Annotated in this window: 23 protein-coding genes; 9 read left to right on the top strand and 14 right to left on the bottom strand. The window is 65.7% G+C overall.

Annotated elements, in window-relative coordinates; translation table 11 throughout:
* The first annotated feature begins 47 nt into the window (after nucleotides 1-47).
* From I6F33_RS11450 to I6F33_RS11435, 4 genes are all read left to right on the top strand, one after another.
* Nucleotides 48-311, top strand: coding sequence for a hypothetical protein (locus tag I6F33_RS11450; RefSeq protein WP_036013048.1), 264 nt, complete (start codon nucleotides 48-50; stop codon nucleotides 309-311).
* A 227-nt stretch (nucleotides 312-538) separates the two neighbouring features.
* Nucleotides 539-1,093: an inner membrane-spanning protein YciB gene (locus tag I6F33_RS11445; protein ID WP_225142519.1), complete on the top strand. Its 555-nt coding sequence runs from the start codon at nucleotides 539-541 to the stop codon at nucleotides 1,091-1,093.
* A 105-nt stretch (nucleotides 1,094-1,198) separates the two neighbouring features.
* Complete coding sequence (locus I6F33_RS11440) at nucleotides 1,199-1,495, top strand: hypothetical protein (protein ID WP_036013050.1); 297 nt, start codon at nucleotides 1,199-1,201, stop codon at nucleotides 1,493-1,495.
* A 17-nt stretch (nucleotides 1,496-1,512) separates the two neighbouring features.
* Entirely contained in the window at nucleotides 1,513-2,433 is a 921-nt protein-coding gene (locus tag I6F33_RS11435) for an SH3 domain-containing protein (protein ID WP_225124703.1), read from the top strand.
* Nucleotides 2,434-2,629: 196 nt separating this feature from the next.
* Here I6F33_RS11435 and I6F33_RS11430 read toward each other — a convergent pair whose 3' ends face one another.
* On the bottom strand, nucleotides 2,630-4,285 hold the full coding sequence (locus I6F33_RS11430; protein ID WP_036027899.1) for a fumarate hydratase: 1,656 nt from the start codon (nucleotides 4,283-4,285) through the stop codon (nucleotides 2,630-2,632).
* A gap of 211 nt (nucleotides 4,286-4,496) precedes the next feature.
* Between I6F33_RS11430 and I6F33_RS11425 the strand changes: the two genes are divergently transcribed.
* From I6F33_RS11425 to I6F33_RS11415, 3 genes are all read left to right on the top strand, one after another.
* On the top strand, nucleotides 4,497-4,970 hold the full coding sequence (locus I6F33_RS11425) for a hypothetical protein (RefSeq protein ID WP_036013057.1): 474 nt from the start codon (nucleotides 4,497-4,499) through the stop codon (nucleotides 4,968-4,970).
* 301 nt (nucleotides 4,971-5,271) lie between these two features.
* Nucleotides 5,272-5,445: a hypothetical protein gene (locus I6F33_RS11420; RefSeq protein ID WP_167361693.1), complete on the top strand. Its 174-nt coding sequence runs from the start codon at nucleotides 5,272-5,274 to the stop codon at nucleotides 5,443-5,445.
* 116 nt (nucleotides 5,446-5,561) lie between these two features.
* Complete coding sequence (locus I6F33_RS11415; RefSeq protein WP_036027901.1) at nucleotides 5,562-6,236, top strand: isoprenylcysteine carboxylmethyltransferase family protein; 675 nt, start codon at nucleotides 5,562-5,564, stop codon at nucleotides 6,234-6,236.
* 22 nt (nucleotides 6,237-6,258) lie between these two features.
* Here I6F33_RS11415 and I6F33_RS11410 read toward each other — a convergent pair whose 3' ends face one another.
* The 10 genes from I6F33_RS11410 to flgB form a co-directional block, all read right to left on the bottom strand.
* Entirely contained in the window at nucleotides 6,259-6,966 is a 708-nt protein-coding gene (locus I6F33_RS11410; protein ID WP_225124702.1) for a glutathione S-transferase, read from the bottom strand.
* 251 nt (nucleotides 6,967-7,217) lie between these two features.
* A complete protein-coding gene (locus tag I6F33_RS11405; protein WP_225139739.1) occupies nucleotides 7,218-7,898 on the bottom strand; it encodes a lectin in 681 nt (226 codons plus the stop codon).
* Between the two features lie 144 nt (nucleotides 7,899-8,042).
* On the bottom strand, nucleotides 8,043-9,044 hold the full coding sequence (locus I6F33_RS11400) for a Tim44 domain-containing protein (protein WP_225139738.1): 1,002 nt from the start codon (nucleotides 9,042-9,044) through the stop codon (nucleotides 8,043-8,045).
* A gap of 230 nt (nucleotides 9,045-9,274) precedes the next feature.
* On the bottom strand, nucleotides 9,275-11,863 hold the full coding sequence (gene cckA / locus I6F33_RS11395) for a cell cycle histidine kinase CckA (protein WP_225142517.1): 2,589 nt from the start codon (nucleotides 11,861-11,863) through the stop codon (nucleotides 9,275-9,277).
* A gap of 155 nt (nucleotides 11,864-12,018) precedes the next feature.
* The gene (gene flhB, locus I6F33_RS11390) at nucleotides 12,019-13,098 is read right to left on the bottom strand and encodes a flagellar biosynthesis protein FlhB (protein WP_036027905.1); all 1,080 of its coding nucleotides are present in this window, start codon (nucleotides 13,096-13,098) and stop codon (nucleotides 12,019-12,021) included.
* A gap of 13 nt (nucleotides 13,099-13,111) precedes the next feature.
* Nucleotides 13,112-13,882 carry a flagellar biosynthetic protein FliR gene (gene fliR / locus I6F33_RS11385; protein ID WP_225142515.1) on the bottom strand — a complete coding sequence of 257 codons (771 nt, stop codon included), beginning with the start codon at nucleotides 13,880-13,882 and terminating at the stop codon, nucleotides 13,112-13,114.
* A gap of 17 nt (nucleotides 13,883-13,899) precedes the next feature.
* The gene (gene fliQ, locus I6F33_RS11380) at nucleotides 13,900-14,163 is read right to left on the bottom strand and encodes a flagellar biosynthesis protein FliQ (RefSeq protein WP_025037372.1); all 264 of its coding nucleotides are present in this window, start codon (nucleotides 14,161-14,163) and stop codon (nucleotides 13,900-13,902) included.
* Between the two features lie 107 nt (nucleotides 14,164-14,270).
* The gene (gene fliE, locus I6F33_RS11375) at nucleotides 14,271-14,585 is read right to left on the bottom strand and encodes a flagellar hook-basal body complex protein FliE (protein ID WP_157280796.1); all 315 of its coding nucleotides are present in this window, start codon (nucleotides 14,583-14,585) and stop codon (nucleotides 14,271-14,273) included.
* A 16-nt stretch (nucleotides 14,586-14,601) separates the two neighbouring features.
* Entirely contained in the window at nucleotides 14,602-15,027 is a 426-nt protein-coding gene (gene flgC, locus I6F33_RS11370) for a flagellar basal body rod protein FlgC (protein ID WP_036013073.1), read from the bottom strand.
* Between the two features lie 19 nt (nucleotides 15,028-15,046).
* The gene (gene flgB, locus I6F33_RS11365) at nucleotides 15,047-15,451 is read right to left on the bottom strand and encodes a flagellar basal body rod protein FlgB (RefSeq protein ID WP_036013075.1); all 405 of its coding nucleotides are present in this window, start codon (nucleotides 15,449-15,451) and stop codon (nucleotides 15,047-15,049) included.
* 351 nt (nucleotides 15,452-15,802) lie between these two features.
* On the opposite strand from flgB, the gene I6F33_RS11360 reads away from it, so the two are divergent.
* Together I6F33_RS11360 and fliP are read left to right on the top strand one after the other, a co-directional pair.
* Nucleotides 15,803-16,777, top strand: a complete 975-nt coding sequence (locus I6F33_RS11360) for a flagellar biosynthetic protein FliO (protein ID WP_225128834.1) — start codon at nucleotides 15,803-15,805, stop codon at nucleotides 16,775-16,777.
* The gene (gene fliP, locus I6F33_RS11355) at nucleotides 16,774-17,532 is read left to right on the top strand and encodes a flagellar type III secretion system pore protein FliP (RefSeq protein ID WP_036013079.1); all 759 of its coding nucleotides are present in this window, start codon (nucleotides 16,774-16,776) and stop codon (nucleotides 17,530-17,532) included. The genes I6F33_RS11360 and fliP overlap by 4 nt, the downstream gene beginning before the upstream one ends.
* Nucleotides 17,533-17,719: 187 nt before the next feature.
* Here the strand turns inward: fliP and I6F33_RS11350 are convergent, their stop codons facing one another.
* The 3 genes from I6F33_RS11350 to I6F33_RS11340 form a co-directional block, all read right to left on the bottom strand.
* On the bottom strand, nucleotides 17,720-21,442 hold the full coding sequence (locus I6F33_RS11350; RefSeq protein WP_225142513.1) for a tetratricopeptide repeat protein: 3,723 nt from the start codon (nucleotides 21,440-21,442) through the stop codon (nucleotides 17,720-17,722).
* A 214-nt stretch (nucleotides 21,443-21,656) separates the two neighbouring features.
* Nucleotides 21,657-22,562 (bottom strand): tetratricopeptide repeat protein, encoded by a 906-nt coding sequence (locus tag I6F33_RS11345; protein WP_192893148.1) that lies wholly within the window; start codon nucleotides 22,560-22,562, stop codon nucleotides 21,657-21,659.
* A gap of 65 nt (nucleotides 22,563-22,627) precedes the next feature.
* On the bottom strand, nucleotides 22,628-23,242 hold the full coding sequence (locus tag I6F33_RS11340; RefSeq protein WP_225114654.1) for a FecR domain-containing protein: 615 nt from the start codon (nucleotides 23,240-23,242) through the stop codon (nucleotides 22,628-22,630).

Genomic DNA, 23,242 nt, shown 5'->3' with positions numbered 1-23,242 from the left:
CGCGACCCCGGAATCCACGTGGATATTGCGTGGTCAAAGAAAGCCCGATGCACATGCTCTCGATCACCGCGTATTCCACCGCTGTCATCGCCCCGGCCGGCGCCGTACTTGCATGCTTGGCGATACGGCTGCGCCGGCGAAGCCTCACGTTCTTCGAAGGCGGCGTCCTGCTCGCTGCCGGCCTTCTACTCGCGGCCGCACTCCCGATGGTGTCGCGCCTGCCCTGGACGGGGTTGGTCGACGAGATGACCAGCCAGCTCGTTGCAGCATTTCATTTTCTGGAGGTCGTTTACGTCGTCTTGACGTTGTGATGTGGTTGAGCCGGCGCGGCTCCCTGTCTCGACCATCGCGGTCTGCCTATTGCGGTTCCGAATCCTGCGCTGCTGGCCCTAGCCTGGCATTCTGGTCGGTTTGAGGGGTGCCATGCGCCATGTCGCAGCGGCGCGGTTGTCTTCACAAAGTGATATGCCGGGCATCGCCGGATCAAGTAGGGTGCGGCAGTCTGCGCCCTGCCCACGACCGCGAAACAGGAATGACGATGAAGGACGTATTCGCCCGCCTCGCCTCCGACCTCCTCTCCGTTATCATCTTCCTGGCCGTCTATCTCCTCACCGACAACGTGATCCTCGCAACGGCGGTGGCGATTGCCGGCGCGTTCGCGCAGGTGATCTATGCGCGCCTCAAGGGACAGCCGCTCCACTACATGACCTATGCGAGCCTCGCTCTGGTCATCGTGCTCGGCGGTATCACGCTGCTGACCAATGATCCGCGCTTCATGCTGGCAAAACCCTCGATCGCACATTTCGCGATCGGCGCGATCATGCTCAGGCGCGGCTGGATGCTGCGCTACATGCCGCCCGTCATCGTCGAGACCGTCCCGGAATATGTCACCATCGCGGGCTATGCCTGGGCGGCGCTGATGTTCGTGATCGGCGCCGGCATGATGGCAGTCGCCGCCACCGGCGATCTGAAGCTCTGGGCGTTCTATCTTATGGTGGTCGCAGGCGGCGCCAAGATCCTGGCTTTTGCCGTGCAGTACTTCGTTCTGCGGCTGATCGTAACCAACCGCCGACGTGCCGCTGCCCGCGCCTAAATGCCCTACCGGAGCGTTAGGCAGGAGCTGCGAGTTGGGTTATAGGCTCGGCCAGGGACGGCCGCGGATCGTCGCGGACCGCCGCAATCTGTTCGGGAGACGGGAATGGCCGTAGACGGCAACTGGAATCTGACCATGACGACGCCGATGGGCGAGCGCCAGGCGACGCTGAGCCTGAAGGCTGCGGGCGGCACGCTCACGGGCACGCAGGGCGCGGAAGGCAATACCACCGAGATCTTCGACGGCACCGTCTCCGGCGACAACGTCTCCTGGAAGGTCTCGATCGACAAGCCGATGCCGCTCACGCTCGAATTCACCGGCACGGTCTCCGGCGACAGCATCAGTGGCGAGATGGGCATCGGCCCGATGGGCAGCTTCCCGTTCACGGGCGCGCGGGCGTAAAGCCACGCGCTGCACCGATGCGTGCGCTCCTCCTCATCGCGGCGGCAGTCCTGTCTGCCGTAGCACAGGCCGCGCGCGCAGGTGACAGCGAACCGGCGTGGCGCGCGAGCGCGCTCGCCTTGGTGCCGGCAGGCTATGTTGCCGGCACCGCTTATCGAACCGAGGGGTCGACCGGTTATCTCGCGGTCTATCCCGCGACATCGAACGATCCGAAGACACCGGGGAGCGTCTTTGCGGCGCGCCAGGTTCTGGTCGTCACGCTGACTGCGGACGCGACGCGGGCGACGTCAGCCGAGCTGAAGCCGCGCACCGGGCCGGCCCCTGATAACGACGACAATGATTTCGCCGGGATGCACGCCGAGCTCGCCGCCAAGCGCGCAAAGCTGCCTGCTGGCACCGAGCCCTGCGATCTCGGCGCCTGGTCCATCGACAAGGATTCCAGCGGCCTCAACGTGCGCGCCGAGCCGTCGATCAAGGCGCGCGTGCTTGGCACATTGCCGCCGCCCTACCGGCTGAGGCTCGGCGGCGCCGAGAACACGCCCGAGGGCGGCTGGCTGACCGAATTCCGCATCATCGGCTTCAGGGACGGCTGGTTCCTGATCGAAGACGCGAGGCCGCCGGGCAAGGACTATGAGGACGAGACGCGATATCCGCGCAGCGCGCCGAGGCCCTATGCCGGGCGCGGCTGGGTCGCCTCGAACAAGGTCGGCGCGAACTATGCCAATGGCACCACGCGCATGGGCGGGCTGTTTCAGGCGCCCTTCATCGATGCCAAATGGATGCCGGCCCAGCGCGAGCTCGGCGGGCCGCTCGACACCGACGGCGGCCCGAAGCGCATCTTCGCCTGCAGTGGGCTCTGGGGTCTGGTCGAGAGCCACGACGGCGTCCGCGGCTGGTGGCGCGCGCTGTGCTCCAACCAGGTCACGAATTGCAGTTGAGGCGCTGAAGCATTGGCTTCGTCATGGCCGGGCTTGTTGTTCACCCATCCACGGCTTCTTTGCGGCACTAAGAACGTGGATGCCCGGGCCTTCGCCTCGCCGAAGCGGCTTCGGCCGCGCAGGCGGGACAAGCCCGGGCATGACGATCATTGTTACGGCACGAGCATCTTCCCCCGCGCGCGTGCGGGTGAAGCAACTAGCCCAAATTCAACTCCTTGAAGAAGTCGTTGCCCTTGTCGTCGATGATGATGAACGCCGGAAAATCGACGACCTCGATGCGCCAGATCGCTTCCATGCCGAGCTCGGGATATTCGAGCACCTCGACCTTCTTGATGCAGTGCTCGGCGAGGTTCGCCGCGGCGCCGCCGATCGAGCCGAGATAGAAGCCGCCGTATTTCTTGCAGGCCTCCCGCACGCTAGGGGCGCGGTTGCCCTTGGCGACCATCACCATCGAGCCGCCGGCAGCCTGGAACTGGTCGACGAAGGAATCCATGCGGCCCGCGGTGGTCGGACCGAACGCGCCGGAGGCGTAGCCCTCGGGCGTCTTGGCGGGACCGGCATAATAGACCGGATGGTTCTTGAAATAGTCCGGCAGCGGCTCGCCCTTCTCCAGCCGTTCGCGCAGCTTGGCGTGGGCGCTATCGCGCGCGACGATCATGGTGCCCGTCATCGAGACCCGCGTCTTGATCGGATATTTCGAGAACGTCGCCAGAATGTCCTTCATCGGCTGGTTGAGGTCGATCTTGACGACCTCGCCGCCGAGCGACTCTTCGACCTGCGGCAGGTATTGCGCGGGATTGTGCTCGAGCTCCTCGAGATAGACGCCGTCCCTGGTGATCTTGCCGAGCACCTGGCGGTCGGCCGAGCAGGACACGCCAAGCCCGATCGGCAGCGAGGCGCCGTGGCGCGGCATGCGGATCACCCGCACGTCGTGGCAGAAATACTTGCCGCCGAACTGCGCCCCGACGCCGAGTGACTGCGTCATCTTGTGGATTTCCTTCTCCATCTCGACATCGCGGAAGGCGTTGCCGTCGGGCGAGCCGTGCGTCGGCAACGCATCGAGATAGCGCGCCGAAGCGAGCTTCACCGTCTTCATGCACAGCTCGGCCGAGGTGCCGCCGATCACGATGGCGAGGTGATAAGGCGGGCACGCGGCGGTGCCGAGGGTGAGGATCTTTTCCTTCAGGAACGCAAGGAGCCGGTCCTTGGTCAGCACCGAGGGCGTGGCCTGGAACAGAAAGCTCTTGTTGGCGGAGCCGCCGCCCTTGGCCATGAACATGAACTTGTAGGCGTCGTCACCCTCGGCGTAGATCTCGCACTGCGCCGGCATGTTGTTGGCGGTGTTCTTCTCCTCGTACATCGAGAGCGGCGCGACCTGCGAGTAGCGCAGATTGCGGCGCAGGTAGGCGTCGCGCGCGCCTTCGGACAGCGCCGCCTCGTCGTCACCGTCGGTGATGACGTTGCAGCCCTTCTTGCCCATGATGATCGCGGTGCCGGTGTCCTGGCACATCGGCAGCACGCCGCCAGCCGCGATATTGGCGTTCTTGAGGAAGTCCAGAGCGACGAACTTGTCGTTCGGGCTCGCCTCGCCGTCCTCGAGGATCGCGCGGAGCTGCTTCAGATGGCCGGGGCGCAGATAATGGTTGATGTCGCCAAAGGCCGCCTCCGACAGCGCCCGCAGCGCCTCGCGCGACACCACCAGCATGTCCTTGCCGAGCACCTTCTCGACCCTGACGCCCTCGGACGAAATCTTCTTATAGGGCGTCTCGTCCTTGCCCAGCGGGAACAGCGGGGTGTGCTTGTAGGGCGGAACGGGCTTGGACTGGTCGGGGAAGGCGGTGGGAGCGTTCATGGGGCAAATCTCGGGGTTTTGGGGCCGTGGCGGGCCTCTCAGCATAGAAGCGTTCTAAGCGCATTCTAGCCAGAAAAGAAAGGGAGCGGTGCGCATGGGAGGGTAGGTTCGGCACGGGAAGGCATCGGCACAGCTCGTGGAAATGCCTCTGCCCACCCTTGCGATTCGCGTCCGCCGACGCTTGAATGCGTGCCCTAAGGGGCTTTTCATCATGACATTGAAACTGAACGTCCGCGGCGCGATCCTGGTCGCCGCCGCCTTCACCGGCCTTGTGGCTCTCGCTTCGCCTGCCCGCGCCGATCGCTGCGACGACAGCGCCAAGGAGCTGGCGAGCCAGGTCGATCGCCTCAAGGTGAATTTTCGCGCCGCCAATGTCGTTTACCTGACGCACCCGGCGGCCAAGGAGCTGTCCGTGGGTTGCCGCGGCGACAAATATTCCATCGAGCTCTACGCCAAGGGTGATCGCAAGCCGAAGCCGGAATTCTACGCGCTGGTCGGCTCGATGGCGGCGATCGTCTTCACCGTGACCAAGGACGACACCACGACGGGCGCGACGCGCTGCCTGAAGCGGATGGGTCTATTGCGCGGCGACAAGGTCACCATGCGCTACCGCCGGCTCAACATGGAATGCACCCGCACCAAGACAGAGGCGTCCATCGCCATCACGCGCGGCAAGGACGAATAGGGCACGCGCCAGCTCTTTCCGCACCCTTGCGGGGTGCGTATCGCGCGATGGCGTCCGCCGCATACTCCGTCATTGCGAGCGCAGCGAAGCAATCCAGTCTGTATCCGCGGAAGCAGTCTGGATTGCTTCGTCGCAAGGGCTCCTCGCAATGACGGGGAGAGGCCTCGTCGTCTCGGTTTGCGGATGCCACGCGTGCACAGCCTTCACCGCGCCAATTCCCTCACATTTTAACGATTGGCTTGAAGGAAATTTCGCTCCTCGCAGGGCAGGCTTGATTGTTTCCATGTGTGAGGATTTGCGGATGAAGGTTTCTACCGTTGCGCCCCCGCCGATCGCGATCGTGGTTCCGAACTACGACACGACCAAGCCGCAGGACGATCAGACAAAGGTCAAGGACGAGAATCCGACCTTCAAGCCGCAGCCGCCGGCGCCGCTGCCGCCGGGTCAGGGCACGCGGATCGATCAGCTCGCCTGATCAGGCGTCCCGAGACCGAAGCGCCCGATCCGGTCGATCGGGCTTTTGGCGTGTCCGGCCGCATCTTTGCCGGATAGCTGTACCAGGATCATGCGCCGTTCACTCGGGACCTGCGCATGTTCGCACGGCTGCTATTGCGGAACACCGTGTTCGTCGTCGGCATGGGCGCGCTGCTGTTCGCGTGCGCGGGGACGCTGCATTGGCCGTCGGCCTGGGCCTTCCTCGCAACCTCCGCCCTGCTCGGCCCACTCTGCGGCTGGTGGCTCTACCGGACCGATCCGGCGCTGCTCGCCGAACGCCTGCGGCCGGTGCTTCAAAAGGATCAGCCCGCCGCCGACAAGATGTTCATGGCGCTGTTCATCGTTGCCATCCTGGCCTGGCTTGTCCTGATGGGGCTCGACCGGCGTGTTCGATCCTCTGACATGTCGACGGCGTTGCAGGTGCTCGGACTCGGGCTGTTCCTGGGCTCGACACTGTTCACCATGTGGGTGTTCCGCGAGAACTCGTTCGCCGCGCCCGTGGTGAAGCTGCAAGCCGAGCGCGCGCAGCACGTGATCTCGACCGGACCCTATGCCTATGTCCGCCATCCCATGTACAGCGGCATGATCCTGTTCTTCACCGGCGTGCCGTTGCTGCTGGGATCGTGGTGGGGACTTGCGATGATGCCGCTCCTCCTCGCCTTGCTCGCGGTCCGCATCCCGATCGAGGAGCGCACGCTGCGCGAGGGTCTGCCCGGTTACACCGATTACACGGCGCGGGTGCGCCATCGCCTCATCCCCGGCGTCTGGTGAACGCGCCAACTGCACGAAGCCGCTATCGGTCCAGCTCGCGATAGCGGCGGAAGATGCCCTGCTCGTTGAAGGGAATGCGGCGCTCGCTTGCGAGATAGGCCTGGATGTTGGGCCGTGCGGCGATGCGGTCGTGCAGGCCGACGAGGCCCGGGACATCCTTCTCGAACGCCTTCATGCGCTTGGGGAAAGCATAACGCAGCCCATCGACGAGCTGGAACAGCGAGAGGTCGACATAGGTCAGGCGCCGGCCCGTCACGTAAATGCCGCCGCTCCCGGCGAGGAGCCGCTCGAAATAGCCGAGATATTTCGGCACGCGCTCGTCCCAGAAGTCGGCCGTGCGCTTCTTCGCCGGCGCCTTCTGATCCTCATAATAGAGCGAGGGCCCGAGCGGATGATGGGTGTCGTGGATCTCGACGACGAAGTCCGTGATCGTGAGCTGAAGCTGGTGCACCCAGAGCCTGCCGGCTTCCGTCTTCGGCGCAAGCCCATGGCGGGAGCCGAGATAGAACAGGATGTTGGCGGTCTGGCCGATGACGAGCTTGCCCGCTTTCAGGAACGGCGGCGCAAAGGGCGGCGTGCCCTTCTGCGCGTCCATCATCTTCATCATCACAGCCGATCCGCGCGGACCGCGCGCGACATCGACGTAAGCGGCGCCCGCCTCCTCCAGCGCCAGCCGCACATATTCGCCGCGACCCTGGATCTCGGGCCAGTAGTAGAGCTCGTATTTCATGGGGGAGGTCCGTGAGCGTGGAGGCGATCGGACCAATGTAGCACGTGGCTGAAGGTTCCGTCAGCGTGAGGCGGAACGGCGGTTCAACATACGCCGTCATTGCGAGCGCAAGCGACTTGTCCGCCGAAGGCTTGGCGAAAGCGGAAGCAATCCAGAAATGCCTCCGCGGAGACACTCTGGATTGCTTCGTCGCAAGAGCTCCTCGCGATGACGAATGGAGAGAGCTCCGACGGTGGAGAGAACTCAGCGTCTCAATTCGCCGCGAAGCAGTACAGCAGCCCGTCGCCGCCGGTGGTCTTCAAATCGGCCTGCGAGCAGCCGCCGTCGGGCCCGCGCGAGGGGTGAGAGCTATTCCAGGATTTCGAGGGCTCGTCGTCGCGCAGACCCCGGCGATCGAAATGGCCGACCATCGCAGCGCCTTGCGTGCTCGACGTCCAGTTCTTGCAGGTGCGATCGTCCGGCCCGGCAAACGCGGTGCCGTCCGGTTGCGATCCCGTGAGGATGTCGTGCCGGTTCGGCTGGTCGCCGGCACCATTGATGACCTCGCCCTTTTCGCTGAGCGCGGTCTGCTTGGTGAGATTGTTCGTTGCGCCGTGCAGCTCGGCGACGTCCTTGGCGATCACCGTGCCCTTGGCGTTCTGCCACGGCCCCTTGCCGATGCGATCCTTGGCGTTGACGGCCGGCTTGCCGTCGGCGGCCTGCGTCGACAGATAGGCGCGCCAGGTCTTGGTGCCGGCCCCGGCGGCTTGTGCAAGCTTCTGGCATTGCGCGTCGGCTCCTTCGAGGCCGCCGAGATCGGCGCCCTTGCCGGGGCCGTTGGAGGTCACGAAGAAGGTCATGTCGGCCGACTGCGCTTGCGCCGATGGGGCAGCAAGCAAGACCATGGCCAGCGCAACACCGGAAATCGTCATGGATTTCTCGATACGGATCATCCTGTCCTCCCAACGTTGTTTTTGTTCGCCGCCTGACTTCAACCCGAGGCGCCCCCGCTTATTCCGATGCCGTGCTGTGAGAGGCCCAAAAGAAAAGGGCGCCGTGCCGAAGCACGACGCCCTGGTTCCTCATCTCGTCCGCGATCAGTTGGTCTGCTGAATCGCTGACAATTCCCAGCCTGTGCCCGGCCGGCGGGCGAAGGTCCAGATCTCGGTCGCCTCGCCCGGCTGCTCGCTGCCGGCGACGATTGCGCCGGTGTTGCGATCCACCGTCTTGTCGGTGAGCGCGAAGCGCAGCGCCACCGTGGCATAGTCGGTCTCGCCTTCGCGCCAGGCTTCCGCGAGGTCGCCCTGCAACAGCTTCACTTCCGTGACCTTGTTGACCACGTTGCGGGCGCGGTTCTGGGCGAGGTCCTGCTCGAAATAGGAGACCATTTCCGGCGTCGCGAGCGTGTGCAGCTTGGCCACGTCCTCGTTCGACCAGGCGGCCTGGACGTCGCCGAGCAGGCGCTCGAACGCCTCATAGTCGTCCGGCTTGATCTCGAGCGGCGCGTTGTTGGCGCCGAAGCCGAAGCCACCGAGGCCGCCACCGAGACCGCTGCGATAGTTCGTCTGCGGTCCGGGCGCTGCGCCGGCCTCAGCATTGGCGTAAGCCGCCCGCGGAGTGTGACGGCGCTGCCACCAGGACATTGCCAGCCGGACCACGAGCACCACCAGCGCGATCTGGATGATCAGGCCGATGATCGAGGACAGGCCGCCGAGGCCGCCGAACAGGCCGCCACCGAACAGCATGCCGAGCAGGCCGGCGCCGAGGAAGCCGGCCGCAAGGCCGCCCATGAAGCCGCCGGCGCGGCCAAACAGGCCGCCGCGCGCCGGCGCGGTCGCGGCCGAGTTCATGCCTGCGCCCGGCTGGGTGTAGGTGCGGTTGAACTGCGAGGCCGAGCCGGGTGCGGTCGTGGTCGACGGCGGCGCCGAATAGGAGCGCGTACCGCGCGAACCGGACGACATGCCGCCACCCGCGCGGGCGTCGGCCGACGAGATCGTCAGCGCGGTCGGCAGCGCAAGCGCCAGCACGACGGCGATCGTGTTGAAGAATTTCCGGGAGCGAAGCGAGAAAGTCATGTGCGTTTCCCAAATCCCCGGCATGGGGACGTGCCCCTAAGATGGTCAGACTTCCCGAAAAGTGAAGCCGGTTTCGGAACTTGCGGCTGCGGCCCTCAGTCGCGGGGATGTGGCAAAAGCCCATATATGACAGGGGTTTTACGGGAACCATTGGAGGATGCTTACCGCCGGGTTTACGACCCGATTTCCGCTTTTCCCCGGGTCCGCGAGCCGAGCTGGCCCACCAGCCGTCATTGCGAGGAGAGCGGCAGGTCTCACCCCTGCTTCGTCATCGTCTCCTTCACCGCCGCGACCAGCTGGCTGAGCGTGAAGGGCTTTGGCAGGAAGTCGAACTGCTGGCCTTCGGGCAGGCTCTTCTCGAAGGCATCCTCGGCATAGCCGGAGACGAAGATGAACTTGATGTCGGGGTTCTTCTCGCGCATTGCCTTCAACAGCGTCGGGCCGTCCATCTCCGGCATGACGACGTCGGAGACGACGAGATCGATCGCGCCACTTTGCTCGTCCAGCACCTCCATGGCCTCGACGCCATTCTCGGCCTCGACCACGGTGTAGCCACGCGAGCGCAGGCCGCGGGCATTGAGCGCGCGCAGGCCCTCCTCGTCCTCGACCAGCAGGATGGTGCCCTGCCCGGTGAGGTCGGTACGCGGCTTCGCCTCTGCCGCCGCGGGGGGCGCGGCTTCCTTCGCGGCGTCGCTGGTCGCGCCGATTGCGGCTGCAGGCTGCTCGACCTGCACCTCCGGTTCGGCGATGTGGCGCGGCAGGAAGATGTGGAACGAGGTGCCCTGCCCCGGCTCGGAATCGACGTAGATGAAGCCGCCGGTCTGCTTGACGATGCCGTAGACGGTGGAGAGCCCGAGGCCCGTGCCCTTGCCGACCTCTTTCGTCGAGAAGAACGGCTCGAAGATCTTGTCGCGGATGTCGGCGGGGATGCCGGTGCCGGTGTCGGCGACCTCGATGCGGACATAATCCGCGGCGGGCATGCCCTTGTAGGCGAGCTTGCCCGAATCGTCGCTGGTGACGTTGGCGGTGCGGATGATCAGCTTGCCGCCGTCAGGCATGGCGTCGCGCGCGTTCACCGCGAGGTTGACGATCACCTGCTCGAACTGGGAGACGTCGACCTTCACCGGCCAGAGGTCGCGGCCGTGGACGAGGTCGAGCTTGACCTTCTCGCCGATCAGCCGGCGCAGCAGCATGGTGAGATCGGACAGCGCGTCGCCGAGATCGAGCACCTGCGGCCGCAGCGTCTGCCGCCGCGAGAACGCCAGCAACTGCCGCACCAGGGTGGCGGCGCGCGTTGCGTTCTGCTTGATCTGCATGATGTCCTGGAACGACGGGTCGGTCGGCTTGTGCGCGTTCAGCAGGAAGTCGTTCGCCATCATGATGGCGGATAGCACGTTGTTGAAGTCGTGGGCGATGCCGCCGGCGAGCTGGCCGACCGTCTCCATCTTCTGCGACTGGTTGATCTGGTTTTCCAGCGCGCGCCGCTCGGTGGTCTCGAGCATGTGCACGATGGCGGCTTCCGCCTCGGTCTCGGCCGAATCGACCGGCGTCACGAAGAACTGGCCCCAGCGTTCCTTGGCCCCTTCCAGCGCCACCTCGACCGGCGCGATATCGGCCTTGCCTTCGGCGGCCTGGTTGATGGCCGCGATCAGGAGGTGCCGGTCGCGCGAATTGACCGCGCGGAAGATCGACTTGGAAGAGGTGTCGAGCCCCAGCGCCTGACTGAGCTTGGCGTAGCGCGCATTGGCGCGCACCACGTTGCCGGCGCGATCGACGGTCGCGATCGCCATCGGCGTGTGGTCGAAGAAGCGCATGAAGCGCACTTCGGCGGCACGATCAGGGTCGCTGCGCTCGTCGCGGGCGCGGCTGATCACGAGCGTGCGCGAGGGCCCCGGCGCGCCGTCGGCGCCGAAGGCGAGCTTGTGATAGAGCCGCACCGGCATGGTCTTGCCGGTGCGCATGCGCAGGTCGATGTCGAACACTTCGGTCTTCACCTCGCCCGGCACCGCCACGATCGAGGTCAAGAGCGAAGCGCCGTCGCCGGAGACGATATCGGTGAGCTTCAGGCCGCCGGAGCCGATCTCGGCGAGGTCGTAGTCGAGCCAGTTCGCCAATGTCGCGTTGACATAGGCGAGCTCGCCGGCCGGATTGACCGAGAAGAAGCCGCACGGGGCGTGATCGAGATATTCGATCGCGTGCTGGAGCTCCTGGAACACGTCCTCCTGGCGTTCGCGGTCGCGCGTGATGTCGGCGATCGACCACACCGCGTATTTCGCCTCGCGCTTGCCGGTGCCGAGCGGGCGCACGCGCATGCGCAGCCAGCGGCCCTGATTGCCGTCATGGCCGGAGATGCGCACCTCTTCCTGCTGCCGCTTGCCCTCGCGCGCGGCCTTGAGCAGCCGGAACACGGCTTCCGAGACGTCGGGGTTGCCGATGAAGACTCGCTCCACCGGGCGCACGTCCTGCGGTCCGGTGGCGCCGGTCAGCGTCAGATAGGCGGCATTGGAATAGACCACGTGTCCGCGCGCGTCGGTGACCGCGAGGCCGTCGAAGGCGTGATCGGAGATGCGGCCGATGACGGGATCGTCGAGATTGCGGTCGGCGAAGCGGATGATGCCGGCGGCGAAGGCGAACAGGTTGAACAGGCCGACCATTGCCAGCACGGCGAGGATGCCGAGGATATAGGGCTGCGCCTGCGCGCGCCCGAGCGTCATCAGCCCAACGGCCACGGCGACGAGGCCGGCGGCCACCAGCAGCACCAGCGCAATGCTGCCCGAGCGCGGCGACGGCTCGTGCGCCGCAACGGGCTCGCGTGTGAGGTCGTGGTCGGTCTCGGCGGTCATTCTCGAGCTGGCGCAGCCTGTCGGCAGAGAATCAACGCGCCACCGGGCGCGTGGGGTCCTCCCTGCCTGAATCGGACCCTGAGGTGCAAGGGCAGCAGCGGCAAAAGGTACGCTGATTCCCAGATTACGGCCATTTCCGGTTCTTTTCGGGCATCTTATCCCCGCCCGGCGCTGAATCCGCGCTTCAGGCGCATGACGTAGCCGATGACTTCGGCGACGGCATGGTAGTGCTCGGTCGGGATCTCCTGGTCGATGTCCACCGTGGCGTAGAGCGCGCGGGCCAGCGGCACGTTCTCCACGATCGGGATGTCGTGCTCGCGCGCGATCTCCCGGATCTTGAAGGCGAGATTGTCGACGCCCTTGGCGACGCAGATCGGCGCGGTCATGCCGCGCTCGTAGGACAGCGCCACCGAATAGTGGGTTGGGTTGGTGATGATCACGGAGGCCTTGGGAACCGCCGCCATCATGCGCTTCTTGGCGCGCTGCTGCCGCAGCTGCCTGATCTTGCCTTTGATGTGGGGGTCGCCTTCGGACTGCTTGTACTCTTCCTTGATCTCCTGGAGCGACATCTTCTGCCGCTGGAACCAGCTTCGGTACTGGAAGAAATAGTCGGCGATGGCGACGATCGCGAGCGCGGCGACCACCGCGCCGAGCAGTTGGATGGTCATGCTGGTGCTGGCGCCGAGCATGGCGGCCGGATCGAGCCTGACCATCGCCTCCATGCGGTGCCGCTCCGGCCACAGGATCATGGTCATGACCACGGCCAAGGCGACCAGCTTGCCGATGCCCTTGAGAAAATTGGCCGCCGCCTGTTTGCCGAAGATGCGTTTGAAGCCGGCGCCCGGCGAAATCTTGTTGAACTTGGGTTTCAGGGATTCGGCCGACCAAACCAGCCGGTGCTGCAGCATGTTGCCGGCGATGGCCGCCAGCACCAGCATCAACAGGGGCACGCCGATCGCGGCAAGCACGGCGAGCTCGATCTGCTCCATCAGCGCGAGCAGGGCCTTGCCGTCGGTCTTGATCATCCAGGAATTGGCAAGCAGGTTGCGCATCGGCGTCAGCAGCCCGCTGCCGACCGAGCCCGAGAAGGTGGAGACGACGAGCGTGCCGCCTGCCATCATGAACCAGGTGTTGATCTCCTGGCTCTTGGCGACGTCGCCGCGTTCGAGCGCATCGTCGAGGCGCTTTTGCGTCGGGTCTTCTGTTTGACTTTCGGGATCGTTGTCTTCGGCCACCGATCGATCCCCCTCACCTGAGCGGCATCATCTGGTGCATGACACCGATGAAGTAGTCGAGAAAGGTGCCCATCATCGCGGTGAGCACCACGGCAAGCACCAGGAAGCCCGCGAAGATCGACAGCGGCACGCCGACGAAATAGACCTGCATCTGCGGCATCAGCCGCGCCAGCACGCCCAGTCCGATATGGAAGACGAGGCCGAACACCAGGAACGGCCCGGAGAGCTGCAAGCCGAGACGGAACGCGGCGGCGAAGGCACGCGTCGCAAGCGAGGCGACGTCGCCGCTCGACACGGTCTCGCCCGGCGAGAAGATCGTGTAGCTGTCGTTCAGCGCCGCGATCACCAGATGATGGCTGTCGGTGGCAAACAGCAGCGTCACGCCCAGCATGGTCAGGAAGTTGCCGACCAGCACGCCCTGCTGGCCCTGCGTCGGATCGACCGAGGTGACGAAGCCGAGCCCCATCTGCTGCGCGATCACGGATCCCGCAACCTGGAGCGCCGACAAAGTCACGCGCGCGGTCGCGCCGAGCACGATGCCAATCGCGATCTCATGCAGCATCAGCACCAGCAGCGGCGCCAGCGAGCCCATGTCGACCTGATAGGCGTTGCGATGCAGCGGCAGGATGATCAGCGTGAGCAGCAGCGCGATCGACAGCTTGATCCGCGTCGGGATGTTGGTCTCGCCGAGGCCGGGCAGCAGCATCACCATCGCGCCGACCCGGGCGAAGGCGAGCATGAAGGAAGCGGCGAGCGCCGGCAGCAGCGAGACGTCGATGCGCATAATTCACGCATAGTGCCTCAGCCGCCTATGATTCGCGACGATATCCGCAGCATGTGGGCGTGCATCGAATCGGCCATGAACGGCAGCGCCAACAGCATCGTGGCAAAGATCGCGAGGATCTTCGGCACGTAGATCAGCGTCTGCTCCTGGATCTGCGTCAGCGCCTGGAACAGCGACACGATGACGCCGACCACGAGGCCGACCACCATCAGCGGCGACGACACGATCACGATGGTCCAGATCGCATCGCGCGCGACGTCGAGGGTCTCGGGTCCGGTCATTTGGAGGTTCCGATGGGGTTAGAGGAAGGCGCGAGAAGCGAGTAGCGAATCGCGAGTAGCGAATGGTGGCCAGAGCTCGCCATTCGCCACGCGCCATTCGCTTCAAATCAGATCGGCATCTTCATGATGTCTTCATAGGCCGCGATGACGCGGTCGCGGACCGAGACCAGCGTGGACACCGCGACATCGGTGTCGGCGACCGCCGTAACCACGTCCATCACGTTGGCCTTGCCGGAGGCCATCGCCACCGTCTGCGCGTCGGACTTGCGACCGGATTCCACGACGCTGCCGACGGCGTCCTTCAGCAGCGCGGCGAAGGATTGCCCGTTCGGTTCGCTGCCCTTGCCGGCGCCGGTGCCGGTGTTCTCCAGCACGCGGGCGAGGCTGGCGTAAGCATTGGCGGCAATTGTCGGTGATGCCATGGCTCAAATGTCCTGTTCAGCTCTTGAGGATGTCGAGCGTGCGCTGGATCATCCGGCGCGTCGCACTGATGATGTTGAGGTTGGCCTCGTAGGACCGCTGCGCGTCGCGCATGTCGGTCATCTCGACCACCGAGTTCACATTGGGATATTTGACGTTGCCGCTGGCATCCGCAGCCGGATTGTTCGGCTCGTATCTGACGCGGAAGGCGGACTGGTCGGGCTTGATCCTGCCGAGGGTGACGACCTGCGCGTCGAGCGTGCGGTCGAGCGCGGATGAGAAGGTCGGCACCTTGCGCCGGTAGGGATCGCCGCCGGCAGTCTGCGCCGTCGAGTCCGCATTCGCGATGTTCTCCGAGATCACCCGCATGCGGCCGGCCTGCGCGCGCAGGCCCGAGGTCGCGATTGCCATGGAGCGGGCGAAGTCGCTGCTGTCATTTGCCATGATCCGCCTCCTTTAGGGCCTAACCTTTGCCGATCGCGGTCTTGAGCAGGCGCAGGCTCTTCGAATAGAGCGAGGTCACCGCGGCGTAGTCCATCTGGTTGCTGGCGGCCTTCATCATCTCCTCCTCGAGATTGACGGCATTGCCGGCGGGGCGGGTCTCGAAGCCCGCGTTCTTGTTCTGGTCGAAGGCGGAAGGGGCCCCCGACGGCGCCAAATGCGAGGCGCTGGTCCGGGTCAGGACCAAGGGCCCCATGGACCCCGTGACGGCGCCGGCCTTGTCGAACTTCGGCTCGACCAGGTCGCGCGGCCGGAATTTCGGCGTGTCGGAATTGGAGACGTTCTCGGACAGGACGCGCTGGCGCTCCTGATGCCACTGCATCTTGGTGCGAAGCACCGACAGTTCCGGAATATCGTTGATGGACATCGTCGCGGCTCCCTCCGCCCCGACGGACCCTAGGGACCGCCGCTAGGCAGAATTTGCCGCCTGTATGGTTAACAGCTGGTTAAGGATCGGTCGTGATGCATGTCCCCAGCCGAAACTGATTCTTGCGCCCCGCCATTCGACGCCGCGAAAAGTGGCATTAACCCAGCCGTTTGGCCAGACGTGCACAGGGCAAGAAGTCGTTTTGGATCGGGCGATTCATGGGTTATTAAGAGTTGGGGACGGCAAAACTTGCCGTGGAACGTTAAGAAATCGCAGTTTGGGGCATCGTCCGCCGGTGGTCGATTCGACTGACCATGGGCACGAGAAAAGCGCCATTTGTCGGGGACAAGTATGCAAGGCAGCCCTATCACCTTCATCGTCGCGTTCATCGTCGTTCTGGCGTTGATCGGCGTCGCTGCATGGCTGGTTCGCCGATTCGCCGGTAGCCGCATCGGCGCCAACACCCAGCGCGGCCGGATGCCCCGCCTCGCCGTGATCGACGCCGCCGCGGTCGATGGCCGGCGCCGGCTGGTCCTTGTCCGGCGCGACAATGTCGAGCATCTGCTGATGATCGGCGGCCCAACCGACATCGTTGTCGAGCCCAACATCGTTCGCGCCGCGCCCAGCCGCGACCAGATCCCGCAACGTCCGAGTGCCGCCGAACCGCCGCGCCTTGCCCCCATGCCCGATGCCGGCGGCTGGGCCGATGAAGCGCCGCGGCCCGAGCTGCTCGATCATCCCGAGCCGCAAATGCCCGAGCCGCCGCCGCGGCCCGCGCGGCCATCCTTCGCCGACGAGGTGCGCCGGCCTGCGCCTGCACTGGCCGAACGCCGCAGCGAGCCGGCTCTGGGCGGCTTTACGCCGGAGCCGATCGCGCCACGTCCCGAGCGCGAACCGCGGCCCGAGCCGCTGCCGCCGCGCATCGCCCGCGGCGAGCCGCCGCTGATGCCGCGTCCGCCGCGCGGCAGTGAGCCGATGAAGATGCCGCCGGTGCGAGCCGAGCGCGCCGCGGCACCACCGCCTCCTCCGCCCGTGCCGCAGGCCGCGCCGGCTCCGCCGCCGGCAGCGGCTGCCGCGCCCTCGAGCGCCGAGCAGAATCTCGCCGAAATGGCGCAGCGGCTCGAGGCTGCCCTGCGCCGCCCGGCCGGCGAAACGGTCGCGCCTCCGGTTGCGCCGGAGCCGCCGCCCGCTCCGGCGCGCGCCGCCCGCAGCGAGCCGCCGGCACCGCCCGCTGCGCCGGCGAAGCCGGCTGCGGAAAAGACCAGCTTTGAAAATCTCGAAGACGAGATGGCCTCCCTGCTCGGCCGTCCGAAGCCGTCTTCGTGAGGTTGCCCGCCCTCCCGCGTAGAGTTCTTTTCCTTTCTGTCCTGGTCGGCGCGGCTTCGCTCGCAATGCCGTCGCATGCCCAGGACATCAGCATCAATCTCGGCGGCGGCGCCGGTGGCGGCGGCGTCACCGAGCGCGCGATCCAGCTGATCGCGCTGCTCACGGTGCTCTCGATCGCCCCGTCGATCCTGATCATGATGACGTCGTTCACCCGCATCGTGGTGGTGCTGTCGCTGCTGCGCACCGCGATGGGCACTGCGACCGCCCCGCCGAACTCGGTGATCATCGCGCTCGCGATGTTTCTCACCTTCTTCGTGATGGGCCCGGTGCTGCAGAAATCCTACGACGAGGGCATCCGCCCGCTCGTCGCCAACCAGATCGGCGTCGAGGACGCGTTCCAGCGCGCCTCCGTGCCGCTGCGCGGCTTCATGCAGAAGAACGTGCGCGAAAAGGACCTGAAGCTGTTCCTGGATCTCTCCGGCGAGCCGCCGCCGGCCACGCCCGACGATCTCGCCTTACGCATCCTTGTCCCCGCCTTCATGATCTCCGAGCTGAAGCGCGCCTTCGAGATCGGCTTCCTGTTGTTCCTGCCGTTCCTGATCATAGACCTCGTCGTCGCCTCCGTGCTGATGTCGATGGGCATGATGATGCTGCCACCGGCGACGATCTCGCTGCCGTTCAAGCTGATCTTCTTCGTGCTGGTCGACGGCTGGTCGCTGGTGGCGGGGAGCCTGGTGCAGAGTTACGGGGGGTAAGGCTTCGTTCGCTGCTGCGTCCTTGCCGCTCTCAGCGGCAGCCCCCGCTCCCTCCTCGTCATTGCGAGGAGCCCTTGCGACGAAGCAATCCAGACTGCCGCCGCGGAAAGAGTCTGGATTGCTTCGCTGCGCTCGCAATGACGAGTTTGTGGCGCGGTCGCGGGCCGCGCTTCGCGCGGAGACAGTCCTACCGCGTCATCTTGATCTGCCGCACGACCGGGATCGTAGGCAGCGAGCCGGTGTGGTCGCTCGTATCTTTGGTCTGCGGCGCGCCGGGCGCGCGGGCGGTGGCGTCGGGGAAGCGCTGCTTCATCTCGCGCAGGAAGCCGTCGAGCGTGTCGACGCTGGCAGCGAGCTTGGCGATCTCGGCGAATTCGGCGCTGGAGGCTGCGGCCGGCTTGCTCGCAATGTCGAAGGCGAGACGGTCGGCGCTCTCGCTCATCAGCGGGGCGTATTTCTCGCGGAAGCGCGACAGGCCGATCGAGTCGTCGGCGAGGGCGTAGCCGACGGCGGCGCGGATGATGTCGCTCTTCTCGACCGTATTGAACGGCTTGAAGTCGCGGAAGCGGTCTCCGTAATAGAGCTCGATCTGCTCGGCGGATTCGCGCCAGCGCCGCGCCGCCCAGAAGATGTCGGAACGCAGGCGGAGCACTTCCCGCCCGGCGACGTTGGAGACGATGTCGAGCGCAAGATCGTGACGGCCGACGTCGCTCTGCGCACGCGCCTCCAGCAGCAGGCGCTGCTGCCGGAGCTCCCCGGAGACATCGCTGATGCGGCTCGCGCGCAGCGCGGTGATGGCCAAGTCGGGCTTGCGGTTGGCGAGATAGATCATGGCGAGGCGCGCGGCGACCTGGGCGCGCGCGGCGCCTTCGAGGCGATGATCGATCTGGTATTGCAGGAGCTCGGCAGCCTGATCGAGCAGATCGATCGATGCGAGACGGTCGGCGAGACGGCGGATCAGCTCGTCGCCGCGGCGGCCGATCGGCGTCAGCTCGCGGAACTCGTAGAACATCCCGAGCGCCTCGACCGGCGGCAGCTCGTCGCCCTTCGGCCCGAGGAAGAGCTGCGTGAACAGCTCGGAGGCGAGATCCTGCGCCTGACGCGAGGCTTCGGCGTTCGGCTGCAGCCGCGTCGCGGTGCGCGCGGCGGTGAGCGCATCTCGGTAGCGCCCGTTCTCGGCATAGAGGCGCGACAGCATCTGCAGCGTCTTGACCTCGATCGCATCGCCGCGCCAGGTCATCGACAGCGTCTCGAGCTCGCGCAGCGCCTCTTCCTTGCCGATCTCGTCGCGCTTCTGACGCAGCGCGATCTCGAGCTGCTTGGCCTCGGCCGCAGCCGGACGGTCATTCGAGGCGACCGCGAGCTTGTAATCATCGAGCGCATCCTTGTCGTGGCCGAGCGCCTCGGCGAGCCGGCCGCGCAGCACGGCGAAGCCTGGCGCGGCCTCGGGCGGAACACCGACCACCTCGAGCTCGCTGCGGCGCTTGGAGGCGCCGGCATAGTCCTTCACCTCGAGGGATGCGCGCATCGCGTCCATCGTCACGATGCGCTGGATGTCGAGCGGCAGCGAGGCGATGGCGAATTCGACGTTCTTGAACTTTTCGCGCGCATCGGCCCATTTGCCCTGGCGCGCATAGGCGAGCGCCTTCCAAAGCTGGGAATCGTGGCTATTGCCGATCGCAGGATTGGCGAGATCCTTCAGGCCCTGCGCCGGCCGGCCGATCAGGATGTTGGCGATCGCATGCATGATCAGCGCGCCGCTCTCCTCCTTGTTGAGCGGATCGCTCAGCATCACGTCGGTCACGGCCTTGGCCTCGTGATACATGGCGCGCGACATGTAGAATTGCGCAAGATCGAGCCGCGGCAGCGAACGCAGCGCCGGCTCGACCGCCGAGATCGCCGTCATCAGTTCGCCCTGGCGCGCCATGAAGTTTTCCGACTGGCCCTTGCGCCAGCCTTCGAGACTGAAGATCGGGCGCACGGCGGTCGGCGCCCGCTCGGCCGAGATGTCGACCGGCGACAGGGTCAAGCCGCCCTTCTTGCCGAGAATGACCTTGTCGGAGCCGACCTCGACGCCGATCTCGTCGGAGTTCGGCCGGATCGCGATGCCGTGCGCGGATTCCAGCAGCGAGAGATCGACGAGGTCCTGCCGCTTGATGAAGCCGCGCACCGGCCGCAGCGCGGTGACGACATAGAGCGTGTCGCCGGCATCGGGATCGGTGAGCTTGTGCAGCTGGCCTGGATTGGCGAAGGGGATCGCGATATTGGCGAGCGCGGGATCGGTGATGTTGCGCGACATCATCAGCGGCAGCGGCGTCGCCTGGATCTTGTCGGCGAGCGTCAACATCCAGTTGGTCTCCTTGCCGACCTCCTCGCTCGTCAGCGAATAGACCAGGGGACGGGTGAGACGGATGCGCACCGCCTGCGCCTTGTCGAGCGGGACGCGGCCGACCTCGCCGATCATCGCGCCGCCCTTGGTGCGGATCGCCTCGACATCGACGGGCTTCGGCGTATCGAACACCAGCCACACGGTGTCGCCGCGGCGGAACGCCGCCGCCGGCGTTGCGACCTGAAACGGGAACGTCACGCGCAAGCCGTCGCTGTCGCGGCGCGCATCGACGCTGGCAATCGCGGGCGCGACCGGCACCTCCCCCGGCCCAGCCTTGGCAGCATCCTTGCCAGCATCCTTGGCGGCATCCTTGACCGGTTCCTTCGCGACCTCCCTGGGCGCTTCGACGGGCGCAGCCGCAGCCGCCGGCGCCGGCTTCGCAGCTTCCTTGGGCGGTTGGGCCGCTTCGGCCGCGGGAGAGGCTGCCGGTTTCGGCGTTTCGGCGGGCGGCAGCGCGGCGGGCGCTTCCACCTTCACCTCGGGCTTGATGTCGATCCTGGCCTCGCGCGCGATCGTCTCGGAGGTCGGCGGTGGGATCTCGCGATGGGCGTCCTTCTTCTCGGCGGCGGGCTTTTCCGGTGCAGGTGCAGGTGCAGCGGCAGCCGCCGGCCCGCGACCGACCGGCTTCATCTGCGCGATCGTCGCCTCGGGCGTTGCCGCCAACTTCCCCTTGTCGGGCTGGAAGGAGACGTCGACGACGTAGTTCTTCTCGTCGCGGAACGAATGCACGTCGGCATCGCCGATCAGCGCGATCTCGACATTGGTCTGGTCGATATCGGACTTCTGCTTGATCGAGGCGACGTTCGGCGGCGCGGCGAGGACCGCGTCCGCCAGGTCGAAATTGAGATTGGCGTTGAAGACGAGCGTCAGCTTCTGCTCGTTGAGCACGGAGGAGACGCCGACCCCGTCGGGCATCTCGAACACGAAGCGCACGAAGGTCGGCTGCACCGAGGCGCGCACGCGGATCGGCGGACGCTTCCTGGACTCCGCGGCGGCACGCTGGGCGCGCAGCGCACGCTCGGCCGCGCGTGCCCGCTCGGCAAGCTCCTTGACCACGTCCATGGGCAGGCTCGGCGGCGGCCCCTTCCAACCCTCGGGCAGCAGGTCGATGAAGGTGCGCTCGCCGGCGTTCATGGTGTTCACGGTGACGCGCCGCGCCAGCGACAGGCGGATGGCGCCGCCGTCAGGGTCGCGGCGGGCGGAATTGACGTAATCGGGCGCGCCTTCTGGAATGCGCTCGACGGGAACCTCGACGGGCCGGTCGAAGCGGATGACGAGGATCGAGCCCGCGGTCGTCACCTCGGAGGGAACGTCCTCGCCGAGCTTGATGACGAGACGGGCAAAGCCGCCACCGGCTGAAAACGTCGCCTCGCCCCTGATCGGATCGGCCGCCCGGCCGGGCGCCGCAAGGCCAAGCAGGAGACAGGCCGCCAGCAAGGCCGCGGCGCGGGCGTGACGCGACAAGCCCCGCGCCGATGCGCGGGCTCGCGACACAAATCCAGCGGCAGCCTCTCGCGCCATTGGCGGCATTTCTTCCGGTTCGGCGGGCATGCCGGCACTGGCGCCGGCCCGTGCCGTCGACTGTAGGTCTCGCCAATTAAGGACTTGTTAATGCTATGTCTTGATTTGCGGGAACAGCATGCCGTGCCGGATGGAGCGGGGGCCGTTCCGCGAGTTTGAATTTGAGACGCAGGCGGTTAAGCAGTTGTTAACGGCTGCACGATGTCGCGGCCTGTCAGTCCCTTTGCGGCACCCCATAGCGGACAAAATCTTCGGCGATTCGGGCCTCGATCCTTCTGGCCGCCGAGATATCGCTATTGCCGCCGTCTGTGTCGCCGAGCTTGAATCTGGCGACCCCGCGACCGTACAGCGCGCTCGCCAGCTTGGGGGCGTACCGCAGCGCCGCGTTGTAGTCGTCGATAGCCGCGGAGAGTTGTCCCATTTTCAGATTTATCAGGGCTCGCGAATCGTATGTCGCGGCGTTACCCGCTCCAGATCGAAGCACCATCTCGCAATCCTCCATCGCGGCCTGCAAGGCGCCGAGGATGGCCCGGGCCCAACAGCGTCCGCTCCAGGCCGCCTCCAGCTTCGGGTCAAGGCGAATTGCTTCGTCATAGTCCTGCGCTGCACGGTCGTACGCATTCCTCTTCAAGAACGCTGCCGCACGGTTGGCAAAGGCAGTGGCATAGTTGGGGTTGAGCTTCAGCGCCTCCTGAAAAGCGCCAAGGGCAAGGTCGTGCGAGCCCGTCCTCAGATAGGCCACTCCGAGGTTGTTGAAGGCTTTCGCATAATTCGGGTTATGCCGGGTCGCTGCGACGAAATCCTTGATCGCGCCTTCGTAGTCGGCTTTGGCGCTATGGGCATTGCCCCTGTTGTTGTGGGCGACGGCAAAGCCATTTGTGCTCCCCTCGCCCGCATCGATAAAGGCCGTGCAGGCCTCGATGCGAGCTTCGGGCGAGACCCGATCTGACCCGTTACATAGCTCGATATTCTTGAGTGAGCTGCTCTTCTTCGACGTCTGCGCCAAGCCTGACGAACCGGAGAGTCCAACGATCAGAATGAGCATCCCTGCCCTGATGACACTGGCCCGTGCGATTTTCACACCAAGCGCCGAACTCCGCGAGCGAAACGAAGCACTCATGTTGCGTCTCTCTGCCGGGCCGGACGCTGCGCCGGCATCACGGCGGCTTCGGCCGAGCAAACTTCTCAGCATCCCCGACAGATAATGAGCCTGCGATTGGCGCTTCGATCGGGCTCCGGCGCCGCGCCGGCCGGCGGCTTCTTCAGGACCTTGCTTTTGCCCTCTTCGATCAGCGTCGAAAATTTGGCTGACCCGTCATCAGAAATCTCGATGTGCGGCGTCGTACCTCGGATCCCCAACGTGGCAACGGGCGTATCGACCTTCATATCGCCGGTCTTCGCAACATTGCCCGCAACAAAAGTGAACGTTCCCTTGGCAAGACTGAACAGGGTCGCGTTGGACTTGCCGGCCGGCTCATACACATAGTGATCCAGCACCATACGGGCGTTGCTCGATAAATTGAACGAGCTGCCGTCGCTAAGATTTATTCCGACCCGGCCGTCGTCTCCGGTCAGCACCACGTCGCCAAGATATACGGGATCACCCCTCTTGGCCTGGCCGGGCTCACTTGAGACATTCGCTTGAACGATCACTGCGCCCGCATGTTCGATCGTGACGGAGCCTGTGGCCGCCACCACCTTGCCAATCGGTTTGGAAGACGAGCTGGTGACGGCGGGCCCGGCGGAATCGATTTGCGCTTGAGCCGCACTCGGCAAGAAATTGGCAAGCGCCAAGACCAA

Origin of the sequence: Bradyrhizobium sp. BRP20 (assembly GCF_020194215.1) — a bacterium.
Taxonomy (GTDB): Bacteria; Pseudomonadota; Alphaproteobacteria; order Rhizobiales; family Xanthobacteraceae; genus Bradyrhizobium; species Bradyrhizobium yuanmingense.
The sequence above is the reverse complement of the archived record's forward strand: the minus strand, read 5'-3'. Positions and strand labels throughout refer to the sequence as shown.